The sequence below is a fragment of the Lacrimispora sp. genome (genome assembly GCF_047605665.1).
Taxonomy (GTDB): domain Bacteria; phylum Bacillota; class Clostridia; order Lachnospirales; family Lachnospiraceae; genus Lacrimispora.
Genome location: NZ_JASGFH010000004.1, coordinates 118,263 through 130,365 on the forward strand (window position 1 = coordinate 118,263; position 12,103 = coordinate 130,365).

10 protein-coding genes are annotated in these 12,103 nt (G+C 51.7%); 2 read left to right on the top strand and 8 right to left on the bottom strand.

The features are described from left to right. Window positions 1-169: 169 nt before the first annotated feature. Window positions 170-1,294 carry a GHKL domain-containing protein gene (locus QM657_RS04390; protein ID WP_415065332.1) on the top strand — a complete coding sequence of 375 codons (1,125 nt, stop codon included), beginning with the start codon at window positions 170-172 and terminating at the stop codon, window positions 1,292-1,294. 120 nt (window positions 1,295-1,414) lie between these two features. Here QM657_RS04390 and clpB read toward each other — a convergent pair whose 3' ends face one another. From clpB to QM657_RS04405, 3 genes are all read right to left on the bottom strand, one after another. Next, on the bottom strand, window positions 1,415-4,003 hold the full coding sequence (gene clpB / locus QM657_RS04395) for an ATP-dependent chaperone ClpB (RefSeq protein ID WP_415065333.1): 2,589 nt from the start codon (window positions 4,001-4,003) through the stop codon (window positions 1,415-1,417). Window positions 4,004-4,243: 240 nt separating this feature from the next. After that, complete coding sequence (locus QM657_RS04400) at window positions 4,244-4,591, bottom strand: 2-dehydro-3-deoxyphosphogluconate aldolase (RefSeq protein WP_415065334.1); 348 nt, start codon at window positions 4,589-4,591, stop codon at window positions 4,244-4,246. Window positions 4,592-4,739: 148 nt separating this feature from the next. Next, entirely contained in the window at window positions 4,740-6,017 is a 1,278-nt protein-coding gene (locus QM657_RS04405) for an SLC13 family permease (RefSeq protein ID WP_415065335.1), read from the bottom strand. Between the two features lie 136 nt (window positions 6,018-6,153). Here QM657_RS04405 and QM657_RS04410 point away from each other — a divergent pair, with 136 nt between their 5' ends. After that, window positions 6,154-6,390, top strand: coding sequence for a hypothetical protein (locus QM657_RS04410; RefSeq protein ID WP_415065336.1), 237 nt, complete (start codon window positions 6,154-6,156; stop codon window positions 6,388-6,390). Here the strand turns inward: QM657_RS04410 and pdxA are convergent. From pdxA to QM657_RS04435, 5 genes are all read right to left on the bottom strand, one after another. Then, the gene (gene pdxA / locus QM657_RS04415; protein ID WP_415065337.1) at window positions 6,354-7,427 is read right to left on the bottom strand and encodes a 4-hydroxythreonine-4-phosphate dehydrogenase PdxA; all 1,074 of its coding nucleotides are present in this window, start codon (window positions 7,425-7,427) and stop codon (window positions 6,354-6,356) included. The two genes, QM657_RS04410 and pdxA, sit on opposite strands and share 37 nt — an antisense overlap. 18 nt (window positions 7,428-7,445) lie before the next feature. Then, the gene (dapA, locus tag QM657_RS04420; protein ID WP_415065338.1) at window positions 7,446-8,354 is read right to left on the bottom strand and encodes a 4-hydroxy-tetrahydrodipicolinate synthase; all 909 of its coding nucleotides are present in this window, start codon (window positions 8,352-8,354) and stop codon (window positions 7,446-7,448) included. Between the two features lie 30 nt (window positions 8,355-8,384). Next, entirely contained in the window at window positions 8,385-9,548 is a 1,164-nt protein-coding gene (locus QM657_RS04425; RefSeq protein WP_415065339.1) for an iron-containing alcohol dehydrogenase, read from the bottom strand. A gap of 62 nt (window positions 9,549-9,610) precedes the next feature. Next, window positions 9,611-10,771, bottom strand: coding sequence for a sialidase family protein (locus tag QM657_RS04430; protein WP_415065340.1), 1,161 nt, complete (start codon window positions 10,769-10,771; stop codon window positions 9,611-9,613). Between the two features lie 53 nt (window positions 10,772-10,824). Then, window positions 10,825-12,078 (bottom strand): four-carbon acid sugar kinase family protein, encoded by a 1,254-nt coding sequence (locus tag QM657_RS04435; protein ID WP_415065341.1) that lies wholly within the window; start codon window positions 12,076-12,078, stop codon window positions 10,825-10,827. Between the last annotated feature and the right edge of the window lie 25 nt (window positions 12,079-12,103).

Here is a 12,103-nt window from a genome sequence, read left to right on the forward strand (position 1 = left end):
TTATACTTTTATTGACACGTTTCTCAAAAAAAAGCGTGTTTCAAATCAGAGAGTATTCCTTGCTTATGCGGCCTATTACCTTATCGTCATTTCGTTTAATATAAGCGGAATGCTCTCTTCGTCAAATGCTGTCATTATTCCGGCTTTAAACATAGCGGTTAATTTAATTATGGGATTTTTAATGGGCTTCCTGTATAAAACACCGCTTTATAAAAAACTGATTGCGACTTCTTTTATCTACATACTGGGCATTGCCATCGAAGACTGTACAGCGGCATCCATCAGCCTTTTATTTAAGGCATCTGTTTTTACTGTAATCAGTGAAACTAATTTTATGATAATAGGAATTTCTTTTTCTACACTGCTGAATTTGATTCTCGTAACATTCATCAACCGTTCACTGTTTCAGCATTCAAATTCTGATGATGCGGAATTGCCTGCTTCTTATTGGCTTGCTATCTTCTTAGTTCCTACCGGGAGCACCTACATTTTACATGCCCTGAACACACAGATTTCCGGCAATCAAGCCAGCTTTTTAACCTTGAGCATCATAATCATACTGTTTGCAATCAATTTCCTGGTCTTTTATTTGTACAATAAACTGATGAAAGAAGAATCCTTAAGATATGAGAATATTCTGCTCGCCCAGCAAAATGACGCCTATCAGAACCAGGTAAAATTAATACAGGAATTTCAGACAAGCATACGCGAACAGCGCCATGATATGAACAACCACTTTTGCGCCATCAAAGGATTGGCCATGCAGCAGAAGGAAGAGGACTTGATGGAATATATCGACAGTCTCATTGATGCCACTCAAATGCCGAAGGCCGGGATAAACTGTAAAGACGCAGTCATTGATGCCATGATTAACAGCAAACTGTATCTGGCCGCACAGCAGCACACAAAAATGGAAGTCTCCGTCAATCTGCCCAGCACACTTCCTATCAATCAAATGGACTTAACCATCATCCTGGGCAATTTGCTCGATAATGCTTTGGAAGCCTGCATAAAGCTCCCTGCCAAAGAGCGTTTCGTACACATTGCGATCAACTCTAAACACGATGTGCTTACCATTGATGTTACGAATACTTACAATACACAGGATATTGACATACGTGACGGCAAAGTGTATTCCACGAAAAAAGATAAAATCTGGCATGGCATTGGTTTGAATAATGTAAAACGTGCAGTGGAAAAATATAACGGAATTCTGGAATATAATACGTATGAGAAAAATGAAAACGACTTCTTTTCTGCAAAAATAATGCTGTATTTATCATCAGGTTCATAAGATGATTTCGCTTTATCGATTAAAGCAGAATTCACGGGGCCTTTACAAAAAGCAGAGGATGCTACTCCATCACTTTATTTCCGTGATCTTTCAGCATCCTCTGCTTTTTTATTTTTTTCTTTATTCCAGATAAGCGATCAGCTTCTGGCCGTCTTCTGATACGTCAATGACGATCACATTTCCGGCCCGCACTTCATCTCCTAAGATGATTCTGGCTGCCAGGGTTTCCACATGCTTTTGTAAATAGCGCTTTAACGGCCGGGCGCCGTAAACCGGATCATAGCCGCGTTCCACTACAAATTCCTTAGCCTGGTCGGTCAGCTCTATTCTCAGCTCCCGATCTTCCACCCGTTTATTCAAGTCTGCAAGAAGCAGGTCAATGATTCCTGCAATGTTTTCTTTATCAAGGGGCTTGAACAGGATCATTTCATCAAGACGGTTTAAGAATTCCGGGCGGAAATGGTTTCTTAAATCATTCATGACCATCGCCTCCGCGTCTTCCCTGATGTTTCCTGCGTCATCAATTCCTGTCAGCAGGTATTGGGAGCCGATGTTGGAAGTCATAATGATGATAGTATTTTTAAAGTCAACGGTCTTTCCCGAAGAATCCGTAATACGTCCGTCGTCAAGAACCTGGAGCAGCACGTTAAACACATCGGGATGGGCCTTTTCCACCTCATCAAAAAGCACTACGGAATAGGGCTTTCTCCTGACTGCTTCCGTCAACTGGCCGCCCTCGTCATAGCCCACATATCCTGGAGGCGCTCCGATGAGCCTGGAGACAGAGTGTTTCTCCATATATTCGCTCATGTCGATTCTGACAATGTTATTTTCATCGTCAAAGAGGCTTTCTGCAAGAGCCTTGGCAAGCTCCGTCTTTCCCACACCAGTAGGCCCTAAAAACAGGAAGGAGCCGATGGGCTTTGTGGGGTCCTTGATTCCTGCCTTGGAGCGGATGATGGCTTCCGTCACCTTCTGCACCGCCTCATCCTGGCCGATAATCCGTTTATGAAGCTCTCCATCCAGGTGAAGGGTCTTATTTCTTTCCCCTTCCGTCAGCCTGGTGACAGGAATTCCCGTCCATTTGGACACGATTCTGGAAATCTCATCTTCTGTCACGCTTTCATGGACCAGGCTTAAATCCTGATTCTTAATCCGCTCCTCTTCCTCTGCCAGCTCCTTTTGAAGCTGGGGAAGCTTTCCGTATTGCAACTCTGCGGCACGGTTTAAATCGTACTTTTGCTGGGCCGCCTGGATTTCCCGGTTCATGGCTTCGATTTCTTCCCTCAGAGTGGATAAGCGGTCTACAGAAGCCTTTTCATTTTCCCACTGGGCTTTCTGGGAGGCGAATTCATCGTGAAGCTCTGCCAGCTCTTTTTGAAGCTCTGCCAGACGGTCCTGGCTTAAACGGTCCGTTTCTTTCTTCAAAGCGGCCTCTTCAATTTCCATCTGCATAATGCGTCTGGACATTTCATCCAGCTCCGCAGGCATGGAATCCAGCTCTGTCTTAATCATGGCGCAGGCCTCATCCACCAGGTCAATGGCCTTATCCGGCAGAAAACGCTCGCTGATGTAGCGGTCAGACAGGACAGCCGCCGATACTAAGGCGGAATCCGTGATTTTCACGCCGTGGTAGACTTCATACCTCTCTTTCAGTCCCCTCAATATAGAAATGGTGTCCTCCACAGAAGGTTCATCTACCATAACCGGCTGGAACCGCCGCTCCAAAGCCTGATCCTTTTCAATATACTGGCGGTACTCGTCAAGTGTGGTGGCACCGATGCAGTGAAGCTCGCCTCTTGCCAGCATGGGCTTTAACATATTTCCCGCATCCATGGACCCTTCTGTCTTGCCGGCTCCTACAATGGTGTGTAGCTCATCGATAAACAGGACGATCTGGCCGTCGCTTTTCTTCACTTCATCGAGAACCGCTTTCAGACGCTCTTCAAATTCACCCCGGTACTTGGCGCCTGCCAGCAGTGCACCCATGTCGAGTGCAAAGAGCTTTTTATCCTTTAATCCCTCCGGCACATCGCCCCGGACAATACGCTGGGCCAGACCTTCTACTACAGCAGTCTTACCCACTCCGGGCTCACCGATGAGAACCGGGTTGTTTTTCGTCTTTCTGGAAAGAATCCGGACTACATTGCGGATTTCACTGTCACGGCCAATGACCGGGTCCAGTTTCTGTTCCCTGGCCCGTTCCACCATGTCGTAGCCATACTTGGTCAGGGTGTCATAGGTGGCCTCCGGGTTGTCGTTTACCACACGCTGATTTCCCCTGACCGTAGACAATGCGGTCAGAAAGCTTTCCCTGGTAATGCCGTAAAGCCGAAACAATTCCTTCAAAGCCCTGGACGGCTGCTTTAGCATGGCAAGAAACAGATGCTCTACGGAAACGTACTCATCTCCCATGGCCTTTGCCTCATCTTCAGCGCTGATTAAGACCTTATTTAAATCATTGCTGATATAGAGGCTGCCTCCGCTCACCTTTGGCAGCTTTTCAATGGCACCTGTCACTTCATTGAGGAACTGCTCTTTTTGTATATTCATTTTAGTGATCAGTTTTAAAATCAGGCTGTCTTCAATGGTCAGAAGGCTGTAAAGCATGTGTTCCTGCTCGATCTGCTGGTTTCCGTACTCATAGGCAAGCTTCTCACACCTCTGGACGGCTTCCACAGACTTTTGCGTAAATTTATTGATATTCATGAGAGTACCCTCCTTTTTTCTGTTCCATGTACTTCCATTATTTTGTTTGTTCTATATGTAATATAACAAACATTTTTTCTTGTGTCAAGATAATTTTTAATAAATATTACGGTTCTCTTTTGTCAGCGATCTTCCGGTTTTCTACCGGTCAGATCGGCGGTGTATCTGCTGCCGCGGCATAAATTCAAGAAAAAAAGCCCGGCTGCTGGTAGTATACCAGTAACCTGGCACTTAAATCCCTTATTTCTGCATGATATGGATGGCAAAACCGCCAAACTCTCCGTCCAGGTAAACATTTTTCAAGCTTCCTTCATCGGTATAGGCGGCTGTGTCCATGTTGAAGGAAAAACCCTTCTCTTTCAATTCTTCTGCAGCAGCGGCCAGATCGGCTGTACGCATGGCAATATGGCCGTTTGTACCCAGGAAGGGAGCCTTCATGCATTCAAAATAGGGCCCGCCAAATTCCGACTTCTGTCCGTGGCGGGGTTCCAGATTAAACATCATGCTCAGAAGCTGTGCCAGCTTTTGCGCTTCCTCTGCATTTGGGGTATTGATACCGATATGTTCCAGCTCAAACTGATTCTTCATAATCATACCTCTTTCTCTATAATTCAAATCATGGTTTCATTTTTGCGCCAGTGACAAGCCGGACAAACATGCAGGCATGTTCTGTGGGCGACGGCCGCGGAAGCGAGGCGAAACCTGCAAAGCGCATTTCGTCCCGCTTTCCATGCACTTACATGGGGAACATAATCAGTGCACCGGCTGTCAAAGCGAGCAAACGGATGAAATACATGGGAATGGTGAATTTCCAAAATTCCGTGAGTTTGTAGTTTCCAACCCCCATGACCATGGCTGGCATACCGTCAATTGGCAGGAAATGACCGCACCAGCCGGAGATGACGATTGCAACCGCAGCAGCAACAGGGTTTAAGCCCAGGCTCGTGCAGGTGGCAATGGCGAGAGGTGCGAATACATAAACGGTGCCAATGGTGGAACCGGTAAGGGTTGCCAGGACACTGGTGAGGATGCAAAAGGAAAACACCAGAACAAAAGGATTGATACCGCTGCCCAGCATATTGGCTACTGTCTGACCCACAAGATTTGTCAGGCCGGTGTTTCCCAGGGCGTCGGCAATACCGATAACGCCTGCGGACATCAAGATAATGGGGGAACAGATCGCATCGCGGATCTCCTTGAAGTTCATCACGCCGATGATCAGCAAAACGGCAACAGACAGGCCGGGAATGGCATAACCGGCATCTCCGATGGTGCTTTGCAGAATCATTCCCACAACAGCCGCCACGAAGACAATATATGTAGTATGCTCTTTCCATTTGGGGAATGTGACAGCAGCAGTTCCCTGAGCCGCAGCATCCTCGCTGGCCTCTGCGATGGGATGGTCGGGCAGCGCTTTATAGGCAATCAGACACCTGAACAGAAAGCCCATGGAAAGGATGAAGTTGACCGCAGTGAATTTCACCATGGAGACCTCGGCAAGTGCGCCGGCGCTGTTAAGAACCGCCAGAACGATACCGTACTGCAAAGCCACATTCAAGGGAATCAAGGGATGATTGGCGGCAAATCCCGCGGTCATCACCACCTTGGAAGGAGGCAGCTTTTTATTATAGGGAAGGGTGGAGAGCAGGCCAATGGTCAAAACGTAGTATGCCGTGGAGCCGGTGCCAAACAGGCTGCATCCCAGCATGACGATCAGGATCAGCATCAAATAGGCCTTGAAACCGCCCTTACTCGCCATATTGTACATGGCGTTCTTGAAGGTGGCGATAAAACTGGTCTTTTGCAGAGCGGCCATGATCGCCATAAAGGATGCCAGCATGACGATGGTGGAGTTGGAAAAACCTGCAAAAGCGGTCTTAATATCAGCCACACCGAAAAGAACCAGAAGCAGACACGCGAGCAAAGGCGGCGCACCGAAAGGCAGTTTGTCTGTCATGACCAGAATGACCATGAATACAGTGATTGCAAGAGCAATAATCATTGGAAGTGTCATTTTTGTTTTCCTCCTTGTTTCTTAACAGTTAGTACTGCGTGCAGATCTTTGCCTTTTTGCACAATCCAGTACGGCTTTCACTTCTCTAAATTATATAGAAAGCTGTGTCGGGCAGCAAGAAAAGCAGCCGTCCCAGATGTTCTATTTAGAAACGGGTTCAAAATATTTTAAAAAGATTCGCAAAGATATGTTGATTTTTGAAACGTCACTGAGAAAATCGGGCAATTTTGTTTCAAATCAAAACACTCATAGAGAGCAAAGCCCTGATGCCGGAACCTTCTTGTTATATCGAAAAGGCGGGACAACAGCCCCGCCTGAAAGGGCCCGGCGGGTAGATTATGCCTTGCGGCCGTTCACCATGCGAACGGCGTAATCAACAGCATTGACAAGACTCAGTTCGTTGCTGGTGCCTTTTCCGGCCAGCGCAAAGCCGGTGCCGTGGTCCACACTGGTGCGGATGATCGGCAGTCCCAGTGTAACGTTGACCCCCTCGACGGCCTTCCACGCCTGTTTTTCGCGGTCATAGACGAAACCCACGGTTTTGAGGGGGATGTGGCCCTGATCATGGTACATGCAGACAACGATATCATACCAGCCGCCCAGCGCTTCGGAGAAAACACTGTCCGGCGGAATGGGACCGATCGCGTCGATGCCTTCGGCTCTGGCGGCCTCGATGGCGGGCTTTATTTCCTCCTTCTCCTCGGTGCCGAAAAGGCCGTTTTCACCGCAGTGAGGGTTTAAACCGGCGACAGCCACTTTGGGATTTTCGATGCCCATATTTTTGCAGGCCTTATGGGCAATCTCAATGACTTCGAAAACCCTGGCTTTTTTGACGCGTTCACAGGCTTCACGCAGGGAAACATGGGTGGAAACATGCACGACGCGCAGATCATGGTGGGCCAGCATCATGGTGTACTTTTTGGTGTTCGTATAGGCGGCATAGATTTCTGTGTGGCCGTCAAAGTGGGTGTGTCCGTCAGACATTTCACCGCGGTAGAATTCCAGCGCCTTGTTCATAGCCTCTTTGTTCAGCGCATTGGTACAGGTGGCGTCCACCTCACCGGACAGTGCCAGTTCGATGACTTTTTTAACGCACTGGAATGCGGCGTTTCCCCCTTCGATGCTGACCTGCCCTATGGAAAATGCCTTGACATCGGAAATTAAGTCCAGGTGCAGCACGTCAATGGTGCCGGGAATGAACAATGCTTCACTGACCGTTTCACAGCGGTGGATTTTCATATCGGGACGGCCAACGAAATGGGCGGCCTGTTCGATCATTTTGACGTCACCGGCCACAATGGGGCGGCAGCGGTCATAGACATCGGCATGAGCCAGAGCCTTGACGGTGATCTCAGGCCCGTTGCCGGCGGGATCGCCCATTGTAATACCGACAATCGGCTTTTCGTTCATGGTCGTACCTCCTCTTTCTCAGTGCATTCCTTTTGCTTCGTTTTCATCCAGAACCTTCTTTAAAGCCTTAATGCCTTCCTCAGGCACCTGGTTAAACGGGGCGCGGCAGGGGCCCACATCGTGGCCCAGCATGCGGGTTGCAGTCTTTACAATGGTGTTGGGGTTGCCGTATTTAAAGCAGGCCCGGAAGCTCTGGATGCTCTCGTTGGCTTCCCTGGCCTCCTCGATCCTTCCCTCCATAAAGAGGTCATAGATAGAGGCCATGGTGTGCGGGTAGACATTGGCGCAGCCCGCAATACCGCCGGTGCCCCCTGCCAGCAGCGTCCAGATGATCAACTGGTCGTTGCCGGACAGGTTGTAAAACTTTCCGTTGGTTTTCTTTTTACCGGCATCGATGTAGCCCAAAATGTTGGTGAAGTTGCCGCTGGAATCCTTTACGCCCACAATGTTTTCAATCTCGGCCAGGCGGCCTGCGGTGGCAGGAGCCAGGGCATTGCCGGTGCGGGCAGGGATATTGTACAGCACAATGGGCATATCAACCGCTTCAGCGACAGCTTTGTAGTGGGTGTACAATTCATCCTGGCTGGCGGCGGCAAAGCTGGGTGTGATAATGGAAAGCACGTCTGCGCCTGCGGCCTGTGCCATCCTGCTCTGCTCAATCGTCTCCCTGGTGGAAATACAGCCGGTGCCTGCGTAGACGGGGACACGGCCGTTGCACTGCTCGATGACGGTTTCCAGTACAAGCTGCTTTTCTTTTCCGCTTAAGATGTAGCCTTCGCCGTTGGTGCCAAAGGGGAACAGCGCATGGACGCCGTTCTCGATCATGCGGTCAACCTGACGGCGCAGCTCAGCCACATTGATGCTCTCGTCCTCGTACATGGGTGTGATAATCGGCGGGATAATGCCTTTCAGTTCAATCGGTTTCATGAGATTCCTCCTCATTTTTATAAAATATTTTTACAGAATCTGTTTGTAGAGCGCACGGGCGTCTTCAGGAGTGACAGGGCGCGGATTGTTGACCAGCAGGCGCTGCACCTGCATCCCGGACTCGACCAAACTGTCCAGGTCACTTTCCGGCACGTTGAATTCCTTAAGGCTGGCGGGAATGTCAAGATGCCTCACAATCTGTTCCAGGCGGGTGATGATCCAGGCGGATTTTTCGGCTGCGGTCTTGCAGGTCCTGATCTCATCGCGGCAGCAGCGGTCATAGGCAATGGCAAAGCGTTCCCGGCAGGCGGGCTCATTAAAACGCATCACCGGCGCCAGCAGGATGGCATTGGAAATGCCGTGGGCGATGTGGTATTTGCCGCCCAGAGGATAGCTGAGGGCATGCACAGCGGTTGTGCCGCTGGCGGTGATGGCCAGACCGCCGTAGTAGGCTGCAATCTGCATACGGTTCTTTTCCTGCATGGCTTCGGGATCGTCGCAGGCCTTTTCAATGTTATTGAGAATTAAGTCCAGGCCTTCCAGCGCGTAGAGATCGCTGAACGGGTTAGCCTTATTGCTGGTGAAGCATTCGATACAGTGCGCCAGCGCATCGACGCCGGTTGCAGCGGCAATCTTGCGCGGCAGATTCTTGATCATGCGGGCATCGAGGATGACGTAATCGGCAATCATATTCTCATTGACAATGCCGACCTTGAGCTCTTTTTCGGGCACGGCCACAATGGCGTTGGGCGTGACTTCGGCACCTGTACCGGCAGTCGTGGGGATCAGGATGACCGGCACGCACTTTCTGGCGCGTCCCGGATCATCAAGCAGCTCCCTGACACCGTACTCGTCAGTGACCAGAATGCTGGCCAGCTTGGCTGCGTCCATAACGCTGCCCCCGCCGCAGGCCACGATCATATCGGCTCCGCTTTCCTTAAACTGATCGACCAGCTTCTGCACTGCCATGTAGCTGGGCTCCGCCGGAAGGTCATCGAGCACATAATAATCAGCACCGGATGCCTTGACTGTCTCTTCGGGCAGGGTGAACAGGCCGGCTCCCTCGATGCCCTTATCGGTGAACATCGCCACACGTTTGGCACCGTTGGTTTTTAAAATTGCGGTGATGTTTTCCATGGCGTTTTGGCCGCCATAAACGGCGTGGGGCATTTTTAAGTTGTAGGTGGTAAGCATAGGAAAGGCCTCCTTGGTTTGTGCTGTATATGTATATGTTGCGGGTGAAGCCTGACAGAGGCTCAGCGGCTCTGGGCTGCGGTGGGATTGTATACGCCCACACGCTCACGTTTCTCGCCCAGGATGTCCTGTTCGCTGAAGCGGACGTATTTGACTCCCTGGCGGGTGCGTGCGGCATAGGCCAGATGCAGCATGCCGTCGCGGCTCTGCATGATGTACGGGTATTCATACTGTTTATTGTTGGTCTTGTTCTCGTCACCCACAAACCCTTCGCCGCGCTCCATCCAGCGGATGACCGGGAAGGTCAGGCCGCCGTCTTCGGACAGGGCGACTGCCACGGGGCAGCGCAGGCCGGGCCATGCTGCTTTGCCGGGCTGAGGATTGGGTGTGCAGGTGGGATTGTGCGCAATGGCAATACGTCCGCTCTGCAGCCTGACGGCGCTGATGCTGGAGTTGTTGTTGGGCAGCGGAGTCGGTGCCGGTTCACTCCATGTCTCGCCCCAGTCAAAGGATTCGCTGCGGTGGATGCGGTAGGCCTCGCGGTTGCGCATAAAAGCAACCAGATGACCCGGTTCCAGTTCAATGACGTTGGCATGGACATGGCCGTTGCTCTTAGGCATCATGACCATGCGCCACGTTTTTCCCCCGTCATCTGAGATGCGAAACGCAGTGGGATCACCGGAAAGGCCGTCGGCAGAATCCGTGCAAAGCCAGTTGGAGAATATCCAGCGGCCGTTGGAAAGAATCTGGATAGGCTGGCGGCAGAAGGTTCCCTCTTCCGGAAAAACCGTCTCATAGGGGCCCCACGTCCTGCCTCCGTCCGTGCTCTTCTGGCAGCGGACGACTGCAGTGAACTGCATGTTGTCCTTGTCCTCCTGGCGGTCTAACTGGGCGGTATACATTGCCCAGACAGCATGGTCGGGGCCATAGAACAGGGAAGGATTCTGCTCGCTGCGGGTCTGGTCATTGGAAATATCGACGGGAGGCAGCCATGCCGGGCCGTCTTTTGGAAGGACCGAGCAGATGATGTGGATGTCAGCGCTGCCCTCGTATGTACCGGCGAACCAGCAGCACAGCAGATCGCCGTCAGGAAGTTCTACCATAGCGGAAGCGTGTGCGGTGGGGTAGCCGCCGGTAGGAAGCAGTGCTTCACACGTGCCCATCTCTTCATTTTCGTAAACGGTTCCATCCCAGGTCAGGCCGGGAAGTTTTGCGTATGCCATATTTTTTCCTCCAATTTTATGCGGCTGCAATGGAAGCAGCGTTACTCAGTGTCTCAGTGCCGGGCGATGCGCGCCGCCAGATCGGTCAGAAGGCTTTCCTGTCCGAAGCCGCCTGATTTGGTGATGACGTGGCGGGTGCAGCCGTTGTGGGTAAAGCTGGCCAGCACAACGCCATTTTCCAGCTCACAGAGCGGTTCCAGTTCCCTGACGCCGACGCAGCTCATGCATTGCAGCAGAGTATCCCCGCCGGTCAACAGCAGCGTTCCCAGGGACGGACTTGGGAAAATTTCTCCGACCAGATGGCCCAGACTGCCGGCAATGCGCACACGCAGAGTCTCGCGGTCAATGCCCAGTCTGGCGGCGTAATCCGCAGTGGGCCGGTTGCCGCCGGGGTCGTTGGTGTCAATGATGCAGTGAGGGTTGGCGGCCAGCATTTCCCCGATGCGGGTCAGCTCTTCTCTGCCCTCTTTGCTCTGCCAGTAGCCGGGCTCCAGCTTTTGATCCGGGGTCAGCCGCAGGCGGGTGAATCCGGCGTTTTCGGCCCTGTCAAGCTGTGCCAGGGTGATGGGGTTGACGCTGCCGCAGACGACTAAGAGGCGCGGATCAAGCTTTGGCAGCGTACGGTGGGTTTCTGCCGCAATGCCCAGCAATTCGGGCAGCACAGCGCCAAAGCCTGCACAGCCTGCCATGATGTGCAGCCCGCCATGATCCAGCAGTTGACATCCCGTACTGTAGAGGTCGGCGTCGTCAGATGCATCAAACACCATAATTCCTTCGTCCTGGGGCACCCTGTCCCCTGCTGCCAGTGCAGGGAAACTTCTGACCGGCAGATCGCACTGTTGGGCAATCAGATCGGTCACGACTGAGTGCTTTACCGGATCAAATGGGTCAATGCCGAAGGGACTTTCAGTCACCGGCACGCCGTCTACATAGTGTACGCCGCCGCGGGTGATGCGCCCTGTCTGCGGGAAGGCCGGCAGAAACGGCAGATACCTGCATCCGCTGGCTCTCAGCAAGGCAGACAGCTCAGCTCCGATGTTTCCTCGCAGCGCTGAGTCAGTCTTTTTATAAATATAGCTGACTCCGGCACTCTGGGCGCGTCCGGTCAGTTTTGCAACCACGCCATAGGCCTGGCTGGCCGGCAAATGACGGGTCTCGGTATCCACAACAAGCACCTTTGCCTCGTGGGCGTTAAAATCCACATCCGGCTCCACGACTACCCGTGTCCGGATTCCGTGAGCAGCGAACTGCACACCTGTATCCAGCGCTCCGGTGAAATCATCCGCGATAATCAAAAGAAAGACCATGCGCTCCCCCCTACCTGTTTTTACT